19 protein-coding genes are annotated in these 18,498 nt (G+C 45.0%); 16 read left to right on the forward strand and 3 right to left on the reverse strand.

Features of this window, described 5'->3' with window-relative positions; genetic code table 11:
* Positions 1 to 294 precede the first annotated feature (294 nt).
* The 15 genes from BK120_RS17105 (at position 295) to BK120_RS17175 (ending at position 15,121) form a co-directional block, all read left to right on the forward strand.
* Positions 295 to 1,203, forward strand: a complete 909-nt coding sequence (locus BK120_RS17105) for an ABC transporter permease (RefSeq protein ID WP_076268873.1) — start codon at positions 295 to 297, stop codon at positions 1,201 to 1,203.
* 18 nt (positions 1,204 to 1,221) lie between these two features.
* Positions 1,222 to 2,136 (forward strand): carbohydrate ABC transporter permease, encoded by a 915-nt coding sequence (locus BK120_RS17110; RefSeq protein WP_076268714.1) that lies wholly within the window; start codon positions 1,222 to 1,224, stop codon positions 2,134 to 2,136.
* Positions 2,137 to 2,181: 45 nt separating this feature from the next.
* Positions 2,182 to 3,774 (forward strand): extracellular solute-binding protein, encoded by a 1,593-nt coding sequence (locus BK120_RS17115; RefSeq protein ID WP_076268715.1) that lies wholly within the window; start codon positions 2,182 to 2,184, stop codon positions 3,772 to 3,774.
* Positions 3,775 to 3,798: 24 nt separating this feature from the next.
* Positions 3,799 to 4,551: a ThuA domain-containing protein gene (locus BK120_RS17120; RefSeq protein WP_076268716.1), complete on the forward strand. Its 753-nt coding sequence runs from the start codon at positions 3,799 to 3,801 to the stop codon at positions 4,549 to 4,551.
* The gene (locus tag BK120_RS17125) at positions 4,548 to 5,597 is read left to right on the forward strand and encodes a Gfo/Idh/MocA family protein (RefSeq protein WP_076268717.1); all 1,050 of its coding nucleotides are present in this window, start codon (positions 4,548 to 4,550) and stop codon (positions 5,595 to 5,597) included. The genes BK120_RS17120 and BK120_RS17125 overlap by 4 nt, the downstream gene beginning before the upstream one ends.
* A gap of 187 nt (positions 5,598 to 5,784) precedes the next feature.
* Positions 5,785 to 6,327 (forward strand): GNAT family N-acetyltransferase, encoded by a 543-nt coding sequence (locus BK120_RS17130; RefSeq protein WP_256710928.1) that lies wholly within the window; start codon positions 5,785 to 5,787, stop codon positions 6,325 to 6,327.
* A gap of 18 nt (positions 6,328 to 6,345) precedes the next feature.
* Complete coding sequence (locus tag BK120_RS17135; protein WP_076268718.1) at positions 6,346 to 7,098, forward strand: aminoglycoside adenylyltransferase domain-containing protein; 753 nt, start codon at positions 6,346 to 6,348, stop codon at positions 7,096 to 7,098.
* A 367-nt stretch (positions 7,099 to 7,465) separates the two neighbouring features.
* Complete coding sequence (locus BK120_RS17140) at positions 7,466 to 7,900, forward strand: YciI family protein (protein ID WP_076268719.1); 435 nt, start codon at positions 7,466 to 7,468, stop codon at positions 7,898 to 7,900.
* Positions 7,897 to 9,186: an RNA polymerase sigma factor gene (locus BK120_RS17145; protein WP_076268720.1), complete on the forward strand. Its 1,290-nt coding sequence runs from the start codon at positions 7,897 to 7,899 to the stop codon at positions 9,184 to 9,186. Before BK120_RS17140 ends, BK120_RS17145 begins: the two co-directional genes overlap by 4 nt.
* A gap of 92 nt (positions 9,187 to 9,278) precedes the next feature.
* Positions 9,279 to 9,713 carry a YciI family protein gene (locus tag BK120_RS17150; RefSeq protein ID WP_076268721.1) on the forward strand — a complete coding sequence of 145 codons (435 nt, stop codon included), beginning with the start codon at positions 9,279 to 9,281 and terminating at the stop codon, positions 9,711 to 9,713.
* A gap of 91 nt (positions 9,714 to 9,804) precedes the next feature.
* Positions 9,805 to 10,146: a DUF1801 domain-containing protein gene (locus BK120_RS17155; RefSeq protein WP_076268722.1), complete on the forward strand. Its 342-nt coding sequence runs from the start codon at positions 9,805 to 9,807 to the stop codon at positions 10,144 to 10,146.
* Between the two features lie 176 nt (positions 10,147 to 10,322).
* Positions 10,323 to 11,969 (forward strand): helix-turn-helix domain-containing protein, encoded by a 1,647-nt coding sequence (locus BK120_RS17160; protein ID WP_076268723.1) that lies wholly within the window; start codon positions 10,323 to 10,325, stop codon positions 11,967 to 11,969.
* A gap of 109 nt (positions 11,970 to 12,078) precedes the next feature.
* Complete coding sequence (locus BK120_RS17165; RefSeq protein ID WP_083682102.1) at positions 12,079 to 13,113, forward strand: FecCD family ABC transporter permease; 1,035 nt, start codon at positions 12,079 to 12,081, stop codon at positions 13,111 to 13,113.
* Positions 13,113 to 14,153 (forward strand): FecCD family ABC transporter permease, encoded by a 1,041-nt coding sequence (locus BK120_RS17170; protein WP_076268724.1) that lies wholly within the window; start codon positions 13,113 to 13,115, stop codon positions 14,151 to 14,153. The genes BK120_RS17165 and BK120_RS17170 overlap by 1 nt, the downstream gene beginning before the upstream one ends.
* Before the next feature lie 14 nt (positions 14,154 to 14,167).
* Positions 14,168 to 15,121, forward strand: coding sequence for an ABC transporter substrate-binding protein (locus BK120_RS17175; protein WP_076268725.1), 954 nt, complete (start codon positions 14,168 to 14,170; stop codon positions 15,119 to 15,121).
* Between the two features lie 101 nt (positions 15,122 to 15,222).
* On the opposite strand, the gene BK120_RS17180 is transcribed toward BK120_RS17175, so the two are convergent.
* Positions 15,223 to 15,513 (reverse strand): ROK family protein, encoded by a 291-nt coding sequence (locus BK120_RS17180; RefSeq protein WP_256710929.1) that lies wholly within the window; start codon positions 15,511 to 15,513, stop codon positions 15,223 to 15,225.
* A gap of 145 nt (positions 15,514 to 15,658) precedes the next feature.
* Here BK120_RS17180 and BK120_RS17185 point away from each other — a divergent pair, with 145 nt between their 5' ends.
* On the forward strand, positions 15,659 to 16,579 hold the full coding sequence (locus BK120_RS17185) for a phosphotransferase enzyme family protein (protein ID WP_076268727.1): 921 nt from the start codon (positions 15,659 to 15,661) through the stop codon (positions 16,577 to 16,579).
* A gap of 83 nt (positions 16,580 to 16,662) precedes the next feature.
* Here the strand turns inward: BK120_RS17185 and BK120_RS17190 are convergent, their stop codons facing one another.
* Together BK120_RS17190 and BK120_RS17195 are read right to left on the reverse strand one after the other, a co-directional pair.
* Complete coding sequence (locus BK120_RS17190; RefSeq protein WP_076268728.1) at positions 16,663 to 17,646, reverse strand: sensor domain-containing diguanylate cyclase; 984 nt, start codon at positions 17,644 to 17,646, stop codon at positions 16,663 to 16,665.
* A gap of 24 nt (positions 17,647 to 17,670) precedes the next feature.
* Positions 17,671 to 18,477, reverse strand: coding sequence for an alpha/beta fold hydrolase (locus BK120_RS17195; RefSeq protein WP_076268729.1), 807 nt, complete (start codon positions 18,475 to 18,477; stop codon positions 17,671 to 17,673).
* Positions 18,478 to 18,498: the final 21 nt, after the last annotated feature.

An 18,498-nucleotide genomic window follows, 5' to 3' on the forward strand; every position in this document is an offset into this window, starting at 1 on the left:
ACCAATTATAATGCAAACGCAGTAGAATGAGAGGCGGGTCTAGCCCGTTTTCACATGAAAGTCCGAAAAAAACGCAAGAAAGTCTGGATAGTGTCAGTCTTTTTTTAATTTCTATCATCCTGCTGCCAAACCATTAGATGAATGGGATGAAAAGTCCGAATAGTCATTTAGAATAGTCCGAATTGTTCTCAAAGCAGCCTCTATAATAAAGAGGCAAGAGAGAGTGTGACGAAACAACATGGACGGAGACGAATGAAGGATGGGGGAATTTCATTGAAGACCAGCCAATTAAACATGAATATGCAGCAAACGATTGGCCGGATAAGAAAGAATTGGGGCTTGTATGTTTTGCTGCTGCCTGCAGTTGTGCTGCTTCTGCTTTTTTCTTATAAGCCGATGTATGGGGTGCTGATTGCTTTTAAAGATTACAGTCCCGCTCTCGGAATTATGGACAGTCCTTGGGCAGGGTTTAAGTACTTTGAGAAGTTTTTCAACTCCTATCAATTTTCCAGCACAATTAAAAACACGTTGATTATTAGCTTCTATAGCATAGCTACTTTTCCAATACCGATTATGCTCGCGCTGATGATCAATCAAATGCGAGTGAACCGGTTTAAGCAAGTGTTTCAGACAGTGACCTATATGCCGCATTTTATTTCAACCGTCGTTATGGTGGGCCTGATCCTCATATTATCCTCACCGAGCACCGGGCTAATGGGCAATATCTTTCGTTTGTTTGGGGCTGAAGCTCCTAACTTGATGGGCTCAGCGGAATGGTTTACCAGCGTTTATGTATGGACGGATGTTTGGCAGCACGCTGGCTGGGACAGCATTATCTTCATTGCGGCATTATCCGCTGTTGATCCAAGCCTTTATGAAGCAGCGAAGGTGGATGGGGCAAGCCGCTGGCAAAGAATACGTTTCATTGATATTCCGATGCTTCTCCCGACGGCCATCACATTGCTGATCCTTCGAATTGGCGGACTGCTAGGTGTCGGATTTGAAAAGGTTTATTTGATGCAAAATAATTTGAACATTTCCTCCAGCGAGGTTATTGCAACCTATGTATATAAAATCGGGATGCTGAGCAGCCAGTACAGCTTCTCCTCGGCGATCAACCTGTTTAATACGATCATTAGCTTTATTTTGCTAATTCTAGTTAATCAGGCAGCCAAAAAATACAGCGAAAACAGCCTGTGGTAACAGAAAGGAAGGATACGGATGGGCACAATGGAAACCGCAGCACAACCGGCTTTGCATAAACAAAAAAGGCGTTCCTTCGACGCCATGGAATGGTTGCTCTATTTGTTTGCGATTGTGATGCTGATCCTAATCGTTTATCCGATTTATTTTATCGTCATCGCATCATTTAGTGATCCCGCCGCCGTCGCTAACGGTCAAATGTGGGTTCTGCCAAAAGGCTTTACGCTCGATGGTTATAAGGAATTATTGAATCATTCAAACATATGGATCGGCTACCGAAATACGCTCCTGTATACCGTAATAGGGACGATCATTAGCTTGGCGATCAATGTTTCGGCAGCCTATGCGCTTTCCAGAAAAGATCTTGTAGGCCGCAAGAGCATCAATATATTTTTTATATTCACGATGTTTTTTAATGGCGGTCTCATTCCTACATTTTTGACGATCCGCGATTTTCATTTGTATGACACTTTTTTAGTTATGGTACTGCCTTTCTCTGTTGCCGTGTTTAATATCATTGTGGCGCGTACGTTTTTCCAGTCGAGCATACCTGGCGATTTGTGGGAAGCCGCGCAGCTTGATGGCTGCGGCAACCTGAAGTATTATGTGCAAATCGTGCTGCCGCTGTCAAAAGCCATTTTGTCTGTTTTGGCATTATGGACGGCGGTTGGTTACTGGAACTCCTATTTTAATGCACTCATTTATTTAAAGGATCAGGATTTGTATCCTTTGCAGCTTGTGCTTAGAAACATATTAATTACGAACCAAATGCAGTCAAGCATGGGAACAGGCGAAGCGGCGCTTATTGCCCTGCGCTTAGCGAACCTAATGCGCTATTCCGTTATTATCGTCTCGACGCTTCCAATCATGTGTATGTACCCTTTTGTTCAAAAGTATTTCAATCAGGGGGTGATGATTGGCGCTGTGAAGTAATTTAGCCATTTGCCATTCACAATAAGTACTAGGGGGAACTTTCAAATGAAGAAAAAATTGTTCATTGCACTAGTTCTAAGCTTAAGCATGTTAATCAGTCTTATAGGCTGCGCTTCTGGCAAAACGGAGAAGGAACCTGCCCAAGCAGGCTCCGAATTCAGCTCAGAAGGGCTGCCGATCGTAACGGCGCCAATCACACTGGATGTGTTGACTGTGCGCTGGGGCAATATGGGAGATACATTCAAAAATAATAAATGGCTGCAGGACCTTGAAAAAGCAACGAACGTTAAAATAAACTGGCAGGTCATGTCCTCCAATGACTGGGGCGAGCAAAAATCGATCATGCTGGCGAGCGGCAAGCTTCCTGATATTATTTTTGGAGACAATGCCTTCTCGGATTCCGATATCGTCAACAACTTAAGTTACTTCCGCCCGCTCGATGATTACATCGATAAATATATGCCGAACTTGAAAGCGGCAATGGACGAAACGCCAGAGCTGAAGCAAATCAGCACATTCCCAGACGGCAAAATTTACTCTTTGCCTGCTAGGCTGCCATCACGTCCTCTATCGACGATGCAGCCTGTAATCAATAAAGCGTGGCTCGATCGTCTCGGCCTTGAAGTTCCTAATAATATTGAAGATTTGTACAATGTGTTCAAAGCATTCAAAGAAAAGGACCCGAACCAAAACGGGAAAGCGGATGAAATTCCTTTTAGCGGCTCGGTAGATATTAGCATGGATTTTCTAAATCCATTTGGCATAACAGATTTGAACGGCAACAGCATGATGCTTAAGGACGGCGAGCCCGTTTTCTATCCGACTTCGAACGAATATAAAGAAGCGCTGAAATGGACGCATAAATTGTATTCAGAAGGGTTGATCGATCAGGAGCTGTTCACCCAGGACAATACCATGTCTTCTGCTAAACAGCAAAATCCAGATGCGGCTATGATCGGCTTCTCGAATCAATGGATACCGGATGCTGTCTTCGGAAAGTGGAAGGATGAATATGCAGCTATTCCGTCCATTGCAGGTCCAGATGGCAAACGTTATCAAACCGGCGATCCGGTTGGATTAAGCTTAAGACGCAATGAAATGCTGATTACGACATTCAGTGAAAATCCAGAAGTCGCTGCGCGCTGGGCAGATCAGTTCTACACGAATGAAGCAAGTATTCAAAACTTCTGGGGCGCAATCGGTACCGTTATTGATAAAAAAGGCGATGGCAGCTATGCGCTGATGAATCCTCCAGAAGGCACAAGCGCGGATGCTTGGTACTGGGATCAATCGGTCCGTGATTTTGGTCCAAAATATGTAAGCCCAAGCTTTGAGAAAAATATTATTTTGGATGAAACGACAGGCGACGGGCTGAAGCTTGCAATCGACAAGCTTGTAAGTGAATATGTAACGACGCCATTCCCAAATGTTATGTACAACGTAGATGAATTCAAAGAACTTCCAACGCTTACTACGGATATTGACAGCTACGTCAAAACGAACCGTGCAAAATGGATTATAAAAGGAAACATCGATCAAGAGTGGGACGCGTATATTAAACAGCTGAACGGCATGGGACTTGAACGATTGGTTGAGATTCGCAGTGATGCCTACAAACGCTACACAAGTGTTAAGTAACTGTTGTAAAGGAGCTCGTACGTAATGGTGAGAGTAACGGTATGGAATGAAAATCGTCATGAGAAAAACAATCCGGTTGTAGGTGGCATTTATCCGAACGGCATTCATGGCGCAATTGCAGACTTCCTGACGAAAGCAGGCTTTGAAGTCGGAACAGCTACGCTCGATGAGCCGGAGCATGGACTAACGGAGCAGGTTTTAAATCAGACGGATGTATTAATTTGGTGGGGGCATTTGGCGCATCATGAGGTCGAGGACAGTATCGTTGACAAGGTGTATCAGCGGGTGCTGAAGGGAATGGGGCTTATCGTTCTGCATTCAGGGCATGCTTCGAAAATTTTCAGCAAGCTGCTTGGCACACCGACAGGACAGTTGAAATGGCGCGAGGCGGATGAAAAGGAGCGGATTTGGGTCATAGACCCGGCTCATCCAATTGCTTCAGGCCTTGGCGAATACATCGAGCTGCAGCAGGAAGAGATGTACGGTGAGCATTTTAATATTCCGACTCCAGACCAGCTGGTGTTTGTTTCTTGGTTTGAAGGCGGCGAAGTGTTCCGCAGCGGCGTTACTTACCACCGCGGACAAGGGAAGGTCTTTTACTTTCGTCCAGGGCATGAGACCTATCCGACCTATTACAATAAAGAAATTCAGAAGGTAATCGAGAACGGCGTGCGATGGGCAGTGCCAAGTCAAACGGCTGAGCCTGTTTATGGCAATGCAGCTCCGCTGGAGCCTATTAAATCCAAGCCTCACTCGAGAGAGGTAACCGAAATATGAGAAAATTTCGTATCGGCTTGATTGGTTTGGGCGGAATGGCTCAGGAGCATATTCGGTGGATGAGAGCGGAAGGCCGCTTTGACATTATTGCGGTAAGCGATGTGTATGAAGAAGCGTTAGCCAAGGTGGGTGATCAGCTTGATGTTGCTGAGGGCAAGCGTTACTTGGACTACAACCATCTGATTGAGGATGCGGATGTGGATGCCGTAGTGTCCGTTACGCCGAACAACGTCCATGCGGACATTATCCGGGCTTGCCTGCAAGCACGAAAGCCATTCATGGCGGAGAAACCTTTTACCCGCATGTTTGAGGAAGCTGAGTCATTGCTCCAGTTGTATGAACAGCAGCCGATTCCAGCAATGATGGCGTTCACCTACCGCTATACACCTGCATTCCGTTACGTACGGCAGCTTGTGCGCGAGGGTGAAATCGGATCGGTTCGCAGCTTTAGTGTCCAATATTTGCAGGGATGGGGCGCAGCGCCAAATAATGTCCCTTATATCTGGCGTTTTAACAAAGATATTACCGGCACGGGGACGCTTGGCGATTTGGGCTCGCATATGATCGATATGGCGCGTTTTCTATTTGGGGAATTCGAAGAGCTGTCGGCACAGCTGCATACCATTATTCCGCAGCGGCAAGATCCAGCGAGCGGCAATATGGTTACCATCGAGGTGGATGACTTTGCAAGCTTCCAGGCTCGTATGGAAGGCGGTATTATGGGCGTCTTCCAAACGACTCGCAATGCGATTGGATCGGGCAATCAGCACGAAGTATCCATATATGGAGATTTAGGTACGCTTCATGCTTCAACGTTAAATCCGAATGAGTTGATTTGGATTCGTGAGGAAGCTCCTGGCCAGCTTGCGAGAGTGGTTGTCGAAGTTCCTGCAAGTTGTAAAGTGACGCAGTATGCTGATTTTAGGGCATTGCTTGAGGGAAGCATTCCGGATGGCATTGCTGGCTTTATGGATGGCTACCGCAATCAAGAGATTTTAGATGCTATTATTAAGGCAAGTGAAACGAAAGCAACCGTACAGCTCTAAATTTATTTTGTTCCGGTTCAGTGAAGACGATTTTAGTCTTTGCTGAACCTTTTTTTGTTTCTAGAGCAGGCTGCGCCGAAAAAACGTGTAGTTTAGTTACAATCAAACTGTACCTTGCTTGTAGCCGCATGCTGGTATAAGTTTGAAATATATCTTCTTTTGAAATTAAAGATTGAGAGTGGGATAGATGATGAAAATTGAAGTAAAGCTGGCTGCTCAAGAAGAATCTTATATCATAAAAAATGTATATCCTCTTTATTTGCACGATCTATCTGGGCATTACGGACATATGCCGAACAGCCATGGTATATTCGAGGATAGTAACGATTGTAGAACATTAACGGAGCAATATGACGTTCAGAATATTTGGTGGGAAAAGCCTGACTGTTTGTACCCTTTCCTAATAAGGGTCGATGACATTCCTGCGGGCTTTATGCTTATTGCTACACCTCCTCATTGTGCAAAAGGGGTCGATTATTTTGTGAATGATTTCTTTCTATTGCAGCCATTCAGAGGGAAAGGTGTTGCACAAAAGGCCGCGACGCAAGTATTTGAGATGTTCAAAGGCCAGTGGGAGCTCTTTACAAACCCGATGGAGCAAAATATAACAGGACAAAAATTTTGGAGAAAAACAGTATCAAGCTACACAAAAAACCATTTTGAAGAAGCGGTTGGCATGACATTTGACGGTCATAAAATGATGTTTAGATTTAATAATGCGGACAGATGAGTTGGGGGAGGCAAAAGCATGCAGCTGTACTTGAATAAAATCGTTTCTTTGTTTAAAGGGGAGCTCGGCGACAATTTGTCGGGCATTTATTTACACGGTTCACTCGCTATGGGGTGCTTTCATCCCCAAAGAAGCGATATCGATTTTATCGTTGCGATCAAAGAGAGTCTGACCGAGGAAAACAAAAAGAGGATGGCTAGGTTGGTGCTAGCGCTGGATGATGAAATGCCAAATGCTAGAGGCATGGAGTTTAGTGTGGTTCTGGAATCGCACCTGAGTTCCTTCGTCTATCCTACGCCCTGTGAAATGCATTATTCTGACTTCCACAAGGAGAGATATCGCTCAGATGAAAACTATGTTTGTGGCGGGTACGAGGATCATGATTTTGCATCGCAGCTGGTTGTCGCTTATTATCGCGGAATTACCTTATATGGCAAGCCGCTTAATGAGTTGTATGAGCCTATCGATAAAACGTATTTTCTAGCGTCCATTTATTATGATATTAAAGGGGCTTCGGAAGACATTATGGATCAACCGATGTATGTTACCTTGAACCTGTGTAGAGTGCTGTTCTACCTGAGAGAAGGGAATATATCGTCCAAAAAAGAAGGAGGAGAATGGGGCGTCAAAGCTCTTCCAAAAGAGTATCGGGACTTGATTGGAAAGTGCCTAGACGAGTACGCCGGAGTTACAGGGAAACAAACGTTTGATCGTGAGCTTTTAGCGGCATTTGCAGGCGAGATGCTGCGTGAAATAAAGCCATTAATTTAAGTGAGATGAAAAGCAAAGCATCCACTAGAACTGTTGATGTGATTAATTGTTAAAAGCATAAAATTACTTAACGAATACGAGAGCCTCTATTTGCCTCGCTCCTTCTCTTTTGCAGAAGCAGCGGACATAGAGGCTTTTATTTTGCTTCATGACGTAAAAGCTTGCTTCATAAAGGAGTTTTATTTGTAGATGAAGAATAAATAACGGATATGAACTGGAGCGGGACAACATGAGCAATTAATAGACATCATTTTAACTCGCTAAGTCGAATTTGAACAATGGTATTCGTCGTTTAAATAAGGACGAAATATTTAGCTGAGTAAAAACAATAATAGAGACTCTATTATAAAACCAGGAGGGAATACATATGCGATTTATGATGATCGTCAAGAGCACGAAAGATTCCGAGGCAGGAGTTATGCCAAGTCAGGAGCTTCTCGAAGCGATGCTTCGTTACAATGAAGAATTGGCTAAGGCTGGCGTGCTGCTCGCAGCAGACGGGCTCCAAGCAAGCTCGAACGGCATACGGATTTCTTATCCAAATCCCGGTGAAAAACCGAAAGTAATAGACGGTCCATTCACTGAGGCCAAAGAAATTATAGCGGGGTATACGCTTATTGAAGTGAATTCTAGGGAAGAAGCCATTGAATGGGCGATGAGGATGCCAGATCCCCATGGTAATGGCGAGGGTGAAATTGAGCTGCGGCAGGTGCTTGATGCGATGGATTTGTCACAAAACCCGGAAACGCTGGCTATGGAAGCCGCGCTTCGAGAACAGATGGAGAGGCCTAAAAAATCGTGAGCCAGTCTGCAGTCCATCGTACAATTGATGCGATCTGGCGTATTGAATCAGCCAAGCTTATAGCCGGGCTGGCGCGGATGGTTCGCGACGTCGGCCTTGCGGAAGACCTTGCACAGGATGCGCTTATTATTGCCCTAGAGAAGTGGCCGGAAAGCGGAATTCCGGATAATCCAGGAGCATGGCTTATGACTGCAGCGAAACGTCGAGCGATTGATATGATTAGGAGGAGCAAGCTGCGCGACCAGAAATATGAAGAGTTTGGACGGGGAGCTGTCTTATATACCGAGGAAGATATTCATATTGGGATGGACGGAGAGGTTGGGGATGATCTCCTTCGCTTGATTTTCACAACATGTCATCCTGCTCTATCTCAGGAGGCGAGAGTAGCTTTGACGCTGCGCTTGCTCGGAGGGCTTACCACGGATGAAATCGCACATGCTTATCTTGTAGCAGAGTCGACTATTGCACAGCGGATTGTTCGAGCGAAACGTACGTTAAGCAGCTTGCGAGTTGGTTTCGAGGTTCCTGTAGGAGATGAGCTCAAGGAACGGCTCACTACTGTACTCGAAGTGATCTATTTAATGTTTAATGAGGGGTATACGGCAACTTCCGGCGGCAGCTGGTTTCGACCGCTGCTCTGCCAGGAGGCGCTAAGGCTAGGGCGTATCCTTGCGGAGATTGCACCCGGTGAGCCTGAAGTGCATGGTTTGGTTGCTTTAATGGAAATCCAATCGTCACGCTTCAAAACACGGGTAAATGGTGCGGGTGAACCGATTCTTCTGATGGATCAAAACCGCGGTTTATGGGATCAGCTGCTCATCCGCCGAGGCTTAACTGCCCTTGAGCGAGCGCAAAAGCTCGGCCGTCCGCTTGGTCCTTACGCGCTTCAAGCTGCGATTACGGCGTGCCATGCTAAAGCTCGGATGGCATCGGAGACCGATTGGGCGCGTATTGCCGCTTTATATGAAGCATTGTCGCGCGTTATGCCGTCCCCTATCGTAGAATTAAATCGGGCGGTGGCGATAGCAATGGCTTTCGGTCCTGCGTTCGGCCTGCAAATTGTAGATGAGCTCACGTCCGCAGCATCGTTAAAAGACTATCATTTGCTGCCGAGCGTCCGCGGTGATCTTCTGGTTAAATTGGGCCGTATGGATGAGGCGCGCATAGAGTTTGAGCGTGCTGCTTCGTTGACACGCAACGCTCGCGAGCGCGAGCTTCTGCTGAATCGTGCTGCCGAGTGCTTGTCCATAGAAGCGAGTACAGCTAAAAAATTTCATGAAAAATAACAACCATGTCGATTATGAAGCTCCCCATTCGTTGCTGAAGTAGAGGATGGTTTGAAATCATCTCGTTCTCAACCGATAGGGAGGAAATATACATGCGATATATGTTGATTGTTAAAGCAACCAAGCAATCTGAAGCTGGTGTAAAGCCCAATCGACAGCTAATGGATGAGATGGCTTCGTTCAATGAATCTCTTACTGAGGCTGGTGTGCTCTTAGCTGCTGAAGGTCTGCAGCCCAGCTCGAGCGGACTGCGGATCACGTATTCCGAATACGGAGAGAAGCCGAATGTTGTAGTCGGCCCTTTTGCGGAGGTAAAAGGAATAATTGCGGGATATACGCTGATTGATGTGAAATCGGAGGAAGAAGCCATTGCATTTGCGATGCGTATGCCCAATCCAGCCTACGGCGGCGAGGGTGAAATTGAGCTCCGCCTGCTTCTTGAAGATACGAATTTGCTGCAAGGCTCAAGAATGATGGCACTGGAAGCGGATTTGAGAGACCAAATTGACATCCTAAATAAAAGTTGAGTTTGTTTTAATGAAGCTGTCGATATTGTTAATCCTCGTTCGACGTAATGATAGAGTCAGGTAGAATTTAATTACAAAGGAGAAATAACAAATGAATCAAGAAGTAACGGATTTTATCGCAGCGATAAAAGAGCCTTGGCAAGTGGAGCTGAGTTCTGAGCTACGTAAGCTTGTTCATGGAGCTATCCCAGACGTTCAGGAGCGCATTCAGTATAAGAAACCTCATTTTTTGAAAAATGGAAAATACGCTGCCGTTATTTCCACTTCGAAGGATGCGGTGAGCTTTACGATCTTTAACGCAAGTGAGCTATCGTTTCCGGAGCCATTGTTTGATGGTCCTCCTGAACGGAAAACCATTAAGCTTAAACAGGGGAATACAGTTGATTATGATCAACTGACGTCGTTAGTTGGCCAGGCCGCCTCGACATTATAAGAGTGTTTTGAATAAGAAGAGCACCTTGCTGGTGCTCTTTTTTGCGTTTTGCGATGTTTAGTGTACATGTGTTGGAAAGCTAAATCTAGCTGAGACTGCTTGTCTCAGGTGTATCACAAGTAAATTAGTTTATAATAGAAATAAAACGACGGAATATCTCCTTAAGGAGGCAGGTTATGGAGCTGGAACTTAAACAGCAGCTGGATTTAACGAATACTATTATTGAAATTGAGGATGTTAATTATTTTTCAGATTCCGATGAATGGCATTTGGAGTCACAAACGATCAAGAAGTTCACCTTTATATATTTTGAGAAAATCCAAGGTACCTTTGTATTAAATGGGGTTCCCATTCAGTTGAATCGCAAGAGCTCATTTATGCTTGAGCCAGGCATGACAATAGAAGCTAAAAGTGTGAGCGGACAGGATACAAAGCTCTATAGGATTACCTTTGATTTATATCAATTGTCGGAAGCAACCGCGCTGCGAAAAGTGTTTGATCAGCTGCTGTTTTTTCCGATAACGGGTAATATACAGCAGGATCAGTATCAAATTCAAAGGCTTGTCCTTGCGATTGCAGAGGAAGTAAAGGAAGCCTATCGGAGTGTACATTCAGGCAGTATGGGGAAAAAACGGACTCAATTATATATGTACGAATTGCTTGAGCTGCTGCTCGGTAGTACTCCCGCCGTATTGCCAGGGGGAGAAAAACGGGCTATTCAAATGACCATTCCATATATGCATCAGGCTTATGACTCTGACCTTACACTAGAGAAGCTGGCTGAGCTAGCAGGGATGCACCCCTCATATTATTCGCAAATGTTTAAGCAGGAGCTGAATATGTCGCCTATTACTTTTCTCACGCACATTCGAATGAATCGTGCCAAGGAAGAGCTGCTGTTAACGAATCGCAAAATGAGCGAGGTAGCAAGGCGTGTAGGCTATCAGGATTCATTTTATTTCAGCCGCCGTTTCAAGGAATATGCCGGCTATGCGCCAACGCTGTACAAACAACAGCCAAAGCCGAATATTATCTCTTTGTCTTATGCCTATACGGATCATTTGCTGACACTTGGCATTACACCCGTAGCTGCTCAAGTGTACAAGGATATTCCGGAGACGACGCGGACGCTGGCGCTTCCCTTTCACGGATCGGATGTATGGCAGGTAAGTCGGCAAACGTTTCTGGAGACAAAGCCGGATCTGATATTAGGCAAGGACAATGTGACCTCCAAGGCGAGAGAATTAATTGGTGACCTCGCTCCGATTATTACGATTCCATGGGGGACACTAGATATGTTCCAGCAGTTTCATGAGGTTGCGAGAATCGTGGGCAAAATGGAAAGAGCGAGCGAGTGGTTGGAGCAGCATGCTCGTAAGGTAGAAGCTGAACGTAAGCAGGTGAAGGAAACGGTCGGAGAGGCTGTAGTGACCATTTGTGTTATAGGGCACTTTGGGCTGCGAATTTACGGAACACGCAATATTGGCCATGTCTTTTATCAATCGCTTGAGCTTATGCCGTCTAAGCGGCTTCAGCAAAATATCGCAGAGCACATGGGTCCTAAACATTTCAATTGGAAAGCGATCGCGATGGAGCAGCTTATCGAATATGATTCGGATTATTTATTTATCGTTGTTCGTCCGGATGTGAAAGCGATGGAGTATTTGCGTCAATTAGAGACACAGGAAGCGTGGCTTCAGCATGCAGCAGTTCGCCGCGGTCAGGTTCATTTTCTGGAATGGGATAAGTGGATCGTCTATGCTCCTACGTCGGTCCAAAGTCAGTTGGACGAGGCGGTTAAAAAACTAACAGGTGAGCGATAATACATGAATCTAAGAATATTCCAAATAGAAACTCTTAAAATAAGCCATGGACGGTCTTTATGACACTTCATATAATTGATAATGATAATCAGTATACGGGCGAGGTGAAATGGATATCGGTAAAAACAGCTGGGAAAGAACGTGGAGCGCCAAGCTGTCATTGCGAATAGCTATCTTTATTTTAGCGCTGCTGGCTCTTCTTGCTGCTATGTTTCTAGCGATATCGTATGGAGCGAAGGAGCTTTCAATTTCTGTAATATGGACAGCCGTATTTCAATATGATGCGACATTGACCAGCCATCAGGTCATTCATGAGCTGCGCCTTCCGCGGGTCATCGGAGCCGCTGTGGTTGGTGCCGCTTTTGCAGTGGCCGGAGCGCTCATGCAAGGGGTTACGCGAAACCCGCTTGCAGATACAGGTATTTTGGGAGTGAATGCTGGAGCTACCTTCGTTGTAGCGCTTTGCTTTGCTTTTGCACCGAATATGCCTTATTTAGGACTAATCGGATGCTCATTCGCAGGGGCTATGATTAGCACCATCTTTATTTTTGCAATAGGCTCAAGGGTGCCGGGAGGAATGACGCCGCTGAGGCTGACGATTGCCGGATCAGTAGTGGCAGCTATGCTTGGAGCGATCAGCACAGGCATCGCGATCTATTATGACCTTAGTCAGGATTTGGCGTTCTGGTTTTCTGGCGGAGTTGCAGGAATCAAGTGGCTGCACCTAAAGCTGCTTGTTCCCATTATTATAGCGGCGCTGCTGCTTACATTTGCGCTGAGCAGAACAATCTCTTTGCTCTCACTTGGGGAAGAGGTAGCCGTTAATTTAGGCGGCCGCATAAAACGTGCAAGAATATTGGCCATTACAGCGGGCGTCATCCTTGCTGGTGTATCCGTATCTGCTGCTGGGTCCATTTCATTCGTCGGCCTTGTCATTCCTCATATTGTCCGTAAGCTGATCGGTGTAGATTATCGGGGCATTATTCCGCTTTCCGCGATTCTCGGCGCGATATTGCTAGTGCTTGCAGATTTGGCGGCAAGGATGGTTAATCCGCCTAGAGAATTTGCTTTAAGCGCTATGGTTGCGCTTCTCGGAGTTCCCTTCTTCCTCTATTTGGCAAGGAAAGAGAAGAGGAATTTATAATGGGAGTGAAATCGTTGCATTCCGAAAGCAAGCAGACAAGGCGGGCGCTGTTCGTCGGATTTATCTTAATGGCTATATGTATGGCGGTTCTGATTTTTAGTTTGAATACAGGGACGATTAAGCTGTCTCCTATGCAAGTTTTAAGAACATTGATGGGGCTTGGCACAACGAAGGAAGCGACCGTGTTGTTCGACTATCGCATGCCGCGGATCTTGATCACGATGCTGGCTGGGATTGGTCTTGGCATATCGGGTGCCATTCTACAGGGTGTATTTCGCAATCCGCTTGCTGATCCGGGTGTCGTTGGGCTTAATGCAGGCTCGGCTGTTGGTCTTATTGTGTTTGTCAGCTTCTTTAAAACGCTGGAGAAAATGTCCGCGCTATTGATCCCGTTATTTACCTTCTGCGGGGCGATGCTTACCGCACTGCTTATAGGCTTGTTATCCTATGAGCGGGGTCAACGGCTGCAGCCTGCCAGAGTCATCCTTGTAGGTATCGCAATCGCTGCTGGGTTCAGCGCATTATCTTTGTTCTTATCGCTGAGGCTTGATTCTGAAACCTACACTTTTACTGCGAGATGGCTTGTCGGAAATGTATGGGGCAGAGATTGGGTTCATGTGTATGCGTTGTTTCCTTGGATTATTGGCTTTGGCGTATTTGCGCAGCTGCATGCCAAAACGCTGAATGCTCTTGCATTAGGAGACGACACGGCAGTCAGCATTGGCGTATCACTTCACAGTAAGCGGATTTGGCTCATCATAGCGGCAGTCTCCCTCTCAAGCGCAAGCGTTGCGATGGCGGGGGGAATCGGTTTTATCGGATTTGTTGCGCCGCATTTGGCGAGAAGACTGGTTGGTTCCTCGCACCAATACGTCATTCCCATATCCGGGATGCTTGGACTCGTCATTCTAGTCATGGCTGATACAGCGGGCCGATCCTTATTTTTACCAAGTTTAATTCCTGCTGGCGTATTGGTTGCGGCTATCGGCGCACCTTATTTCCTCTATTTACTGCTAGCAGCTCCTAACAAAACGAATTGAGGTTGAATATAACGATGTTTAAAAAAATGAATGCTTTGCTGCTTATTTGTATGGCTTTGGTGCTTGTGCTCTCTGCCTGCGGTCAAAAAAACAATAATCAGTCTGGAGCAAATACGGCTCCAACTGCTGCACCAGAACAAAACACAGCGACGAATACACCTGAGACGGCAGAGGTGCCCAAAATCGCTTCATTATCGATCCATATTACAAATAATTTGCTTGCGCTGGATGTAACAGCGGCTGGCGGTGTTTTGGGCGGAAAAGCGAAGGATTTTCTTTCTCATGTCGCTGATCGCTTGAAAGACACAGCGAAGCTTGGCGTAGCGAAGGAAGTAGACATGGAGGCACTGCTGCAGCTTGAGCCGGACGTTATTTATGCCGATAAAGAATTTGCTGGTCAAGATACGGCTAAGCTAGAGGCGATTGCCCCGGTCAAAATGTTCGATCTGGATGAAGGCACATGGAGAGATCATTTGAAGCTGCTAGCTGCTGATCTAGGTCGCGAGCAGCAAGCTGAAAAATTTATTGCGGATTATGAAGAACAGCTTAAGCGCGTCAAAGGTCTGGTTCAAGCGGAACTGGGCGATAACCCGAAGGCAATGGCTATTCGAGTAACGGCGAAGGAATTGCGCGTATTTGGTACGCCTCGTCCAATGGGACCTATCTTATTCGATGATCTTGGCTTCACGCCTGCAAACGGTGTAGAGAAAATTACTTCATCTCCTTACGAAGTAATATCTCAAGAGGTATTGCCTGACTTCGATGCTGATGCAATCTTTGTAGTTGTAAATGTGGAGGCAGACGCTAAGAAAATTTATGATGAGATGCAAAGCAGTCCGATCTGGAAAGGCTTGAAGGCCGTTAAAAACGGACATGTCTACCTCATCGGTGAGCAGCCTTGGCTGGATTACTCAGCCATTGGAAACAAGATGGCACTGGATGAAGCTGAAGTGTTTTTCAAGAAATAAGGGCAATGACATAGAGGCTGCTCCTGGAAGCGGGAATGAGCATACGGAGCAGCTATAATAAAGCCGGACACTATTCAATCGAATGGTGTCCGGCTTTATTGTTATTGAGTAAGCTTCCTTATCCACTCTCTAGCGCCGAATGCGATGACCCGGTTATGAACCTTAGGTTCTGTTAGGTTGCAGCACTTCAACAATTCGGGCAGCGCATGTTCTTCAAGAGCAGCCTTGGCAGCTTCCATATAGCCCTTATATTTCGAAGTACTGCCGCCAACCACGATGACATCTGGATTATATAGATGAAGCAGGTTAGTTAAAGCGTAGCCAAAATATTGCCCTGCTTGGCGTACAAGCGCAGTCACCTGCGAATCGCCTGCTTCTAGCCGCTCACGCACTATAAATTATAGAAAATAGCTGCAATAAGAGTATTTCGGACATGCCAAGAACAAGTATAAATGTATTTTATCGGAGCCCGATGTTTATAAATGGTAAACTAAAGAAGTGGTTTAGATAACTATCTATAACGAGGCGGATACAAATATGGAAGCACAAATAATGAAATTTCTTAAGGAAGCTTATTCTATTGGTTGTTATAAGGTGGAGACGGTAACCAATGAAATCTATCGTTGCGATGCTAAGCAGGGCACCTTTTTTGTTCGAATAACGAACTATAAAACCTATCAAGAGCAGTTTGAGGAAGTGAGCTGGACGAATTTTTTATGCCATCAAGGCGTTGGCGCTTCTAAAGCTGTCCACTCTTCTAATCATCAATATATTGAAAAGATCATGCTGGATGAAGAAAAGCTGGCCGTTGTATATAAAGCTGCGGCGGGCATTCATTTGCCACGGGCGGAGTGGAACACATCCGTACTTAAAAAGGTTGGAAAACAAATAGGCAAGATGCATCGTGTAACCGGGTCCTATCGTGAGTCTACGGCACATCTTAAGGATTGGTACGAAAATAAGGAATATGATTTTCTCACACATATCCCGAAGGAAGAAACAGTAATACGAGAAATGGCGTATCATCTTTTAACAGAAATTAAGGGTTTACCTAAAAATAATTCAAACTACGGACTGATCCACGGTGATTTATGGCTAGAAAACATCTTAGTGGACGGTTCTAAAATCACGATGATTGATTTCCAAGATTGTGAAAAACATTTTAATATTTTTGATTTAGCTGTCCCCATCTATTCTGCTATGGAATTCTCTTTCTCAGGCGGAGGGAATATAAAGGACTATCGACAGTCCATTACGCAAGCTCTCTTTAATGGGTATAGAGAAGAGCACGATCTATCTTCGGATATGGTTGACACATTGCCTCTTTTTTTGAAATTGAAACAGCTGTTTGAATACAACCTGATGCATATGTATTGGGATCATGAACAATTAAGTGAGGAACAAGTTCGAATCATCAATTTATATAGAATGCGAATAGAGTATGATCACTTTTTATGATAATTAGAAATCAAAATAGACCGAAACCATTCGATGATGTGGTTCTCGGTCTATTTCCTATTTTTAAAATGGGGAACAAGCGATTAGCCCTCCTCCAAATTGGAGTAGTGTGTAACCCGGTTTCTCCCGCTTTTTTTGGAGTTGTAGAGCGCTTGATCAGCTTTTTGAAGCAAAGATTGATCGGTATCCTCCTGCGTAATCGTTGCTGCGCCAATACTAACCGTCACATGATATTCTCCCCAATGAGCTGTTTCAGTCTTGCTGCGATACCTTTCGGCTGCTAATATGGCATTCTCCTGATTGGTATTAGGAATAATAATGACGAATTCCTCTCCTCCAAATCGAGCAACAATGTCGTCTTCTCTTGACTCGGATACGAGTAATTGTGCTAGCTCTGTAAGAACTAAATCACCGACCGGATGCCCATAGGTATCGTTAATGCTTTTAAAACGATCAATATCAATAATTAAGAGTGAAAATGGCAGCTCAGTTTGTTGAAATAATGCGATATTCGCGAGTAAGCTCTCTTGAAAAAACCTGCGGTTTTTGAGCCCAGTTAAAGGATCGGTTGATGCTAGCTTTTCCAACTGGTGGTTCAAATTTAGCAATTGCGATTGTTTGCTTTCATATTCTTCATGCAGGAGTTCAAGCTTTTTGTTGGCTTCATTGGTTGCCCGATAAAGCTCCTCCAGCTTTGTTTTGGTTTGCAGGATATCGTTCTCATGTTCAATGCGTTTGCGCATTTCCACAACGACACAATCAATAACAATTTCGCCATCCCGTTCGTGACGAATACCGTTTAACAGTACAGGCACATCAAGCTGATCTCTCGTTTTAAACGAGAAGTACATTTCATTCACATGCCCATACAACTGGATATACGGATAAAAATAGGTATGAAAAAACAGTTTGTTCGTAAGAGACATAGTGGTTTCAATATGTCGGTTCAGCAGCTCCTGCCGGTCAAAACCAAGCATGTTTAACAGCGTTTGATTGAACTCTAGAATGACCCCTGTACTTGAAATAGTGAAAAATCCACAGGGGGCATAATTTAACTGGGTATCCATGTTACGAATGCCTCTCTTCAAGTTCTAGTTGGTGGATAGATATTGTTTGATCAACTGCGTCGTCTCTTCGGGATGACTTAAGTGCGGGTAATGGCCTTTTGCGAGCATATGCTGAAGAGTACTGTTTTTAAGATGAGCATGCAAATAGTCGCCAACCTCAATAGGAGCAATGCTGTCGTCAGAACATTGAAGAATGAGGGTAGGGACGGTTGCATGAATGAGATCAGCGCGACAATCGGATAAAAAAGTTACCTCAGCAAATTGCCTTGCAATATGGGGATCTTTAGAGCAAAAGCTTTTTTTCAATTCGCTAGTTAATTCCTTGCGTTCTGGATTTTGCATGACGATTGGCGCAAGGTAGCTCGCCCAGCCAATAAAATTCATTTGCATCATATGAAGCAATTCATCAATTTCATGCCTATGGAAACCTCCATAATAATCAGGAAGGTCGTTTACATAACGCGGAGAAGGACCAAGCATAATGATGTGTTTAAAATATTCCGTATTGTGAATGGATGCAAGCATCCCAATCATACTGCTAACGGAGTGGCCAACAAATATAGCATCCTTTACATGCAGCGTATCCATAATTTCAATGACATCTTGCGCATAACCATGTAAACTACTATATTTTTCGGGTTCATAATAATCAATTTGCGATTCTCCAGAACCTACATAATCAAACAAGATGATGCGGTAATCATCTTCAAAGCTCGGGACGATGTAGCGCCACATATCTTGATCGCAGCCGAATCCATGAGCAAATACAATCGTTTGTTCACCTTTGCCTAAAACATTTACGTTATTGCGTACTAGGAAATCGACAGTCATCGGAATTCCCCTCTCTAAGAT

The sequence above is a fragment of the Paenibacillus sp. FSL A5-0031 genome, assembly GCF_001956295.1.
GTDB lineage: Bacteria > Bacillota > Bacilli > Paenibacillales > Paenibacillaceae > Pristimantibacillus.

Excerpts from the sequence above, each read along its gene's own strand:
- BK120_RS17195 (WP_076268729.1), bottom strand. The coding sequence starts at position 18,477 with ATGACTGTCGATTTCCTAGTACGCAATAACGTAAATGTTTTAGGCAAA.
- BK120_RS17130 (WP_256710928.1), top strand. The coding sequence starts at position 5,785 with ATGATGAAAATTGAAGTAAAGCTGGCTGCTCAAGAAGAATCTTATATC.
- BK120_RS17110 (WP_076268714.1), top strand. The coding sequence starts at position 1,222 with ATGGGCACAATGGAAACCGCAGCACAACCGGCTTTGCATAAACAAAAA.
- BK120_RS17135 (WP_076268718.1), top strand. The coding sequence starts at position 6,346 with ATGCAGCTGTACTTGAATAAAATCGTTTCTTTGTTTAAAGGGGAGCTC.
- BK120_RS17150 (WP_076268721.1), top strand. The coding sequence starts at position 9,279 with ATGCGATATATGTTGATTGTTAAAGCAACCAAGCAATCTGAAGCTGGT.
- BK120_RS17120 (WP_076268716.1), top strand. The coding sequence starts at position 3,799 with ATGGTGAGAGTAACGGTATGGAATGAAAATCGTCATGAGAAAAACAAT.
- BK120_RS17160 (WP_076268723.1), top strand. The coding sequence starts at position 10,323 with ATGGAGCTGGAACTTAAACAGCAGCTGGATTTAACGAATACTATTATT.
- BK120_RS17125 (WP_076268717.1), top strand. The coding sequence starts at position 4,548 with ATGAGAAAATTTCGTATCGGCTTGATTGGTTTGGGCGGAATGGCTCAG.
- BK120_RS17140 (WP_076268719.1), top strand. The coding sequence starts at position 7,466 with ATGCGATTTATGATGATCGTCAAGAGCACGAAAGATTCCGAGGCAGGA.
- BK120_RS17165 (WP_083682102.1), top strand. The coding sequence starts at position 12,079 with ATGGATATCGGTAAAAACAGCTGGGAAAGAACGTGGAGCGCCAAGCTG.
- BK120_RS17170 (WP_076268724.1), top strand. The coding sequence starts at position 13,113 with ATGGGAGTGAAATCGTTGCATTCCGAAAGCAAGCAGACAAGGCGGGCG.
- BK120_RS17155 (WP_076268722.1), top strand. The coding sequence starts at position 9,805 with ATGAATCAAGAAGTAACGGATTTTATCGCAGCGATAAAAGAGCCTTGG.
- BK120_RS17115 (WP_076268715.1), top strand. The coding sequence starts at position 2,182 with ATGAAGAAAAAATTGTTCATTGCACTAGTTCTAAGCTTAAGCATGTTA.
- BK120_RS17190 (WP_076268728.1), bottom strand. The coding sequence starts at position 17,646 with ATGGATACCCAGTTAAATTATGCCCCCTGTGGATTTTTCACTATTTCA.
- BK120_RS17105 (WP_076268873.1), top strand. The coding sequence starts at position 295 with ATGAATATGCAGCAAACGATTGGCCGGATAAGAAAGAATTGGGGCTTG.
- BK120_RS17175 (WP_076268725.1), top strand. The coding sequence starts at position 14,168 with ATGTTTAAAAAAATGAATGCTTTGCTGCTTATTTGTATGGCTTTGGTG.
- BK120_RS17185 (WP_076268727.1), top strand. The coding sequence starts at position 15,659 with ATGGAAGCACAAATAATGAAATTTCTTAAGGAAGCTTATTCTATTGGT.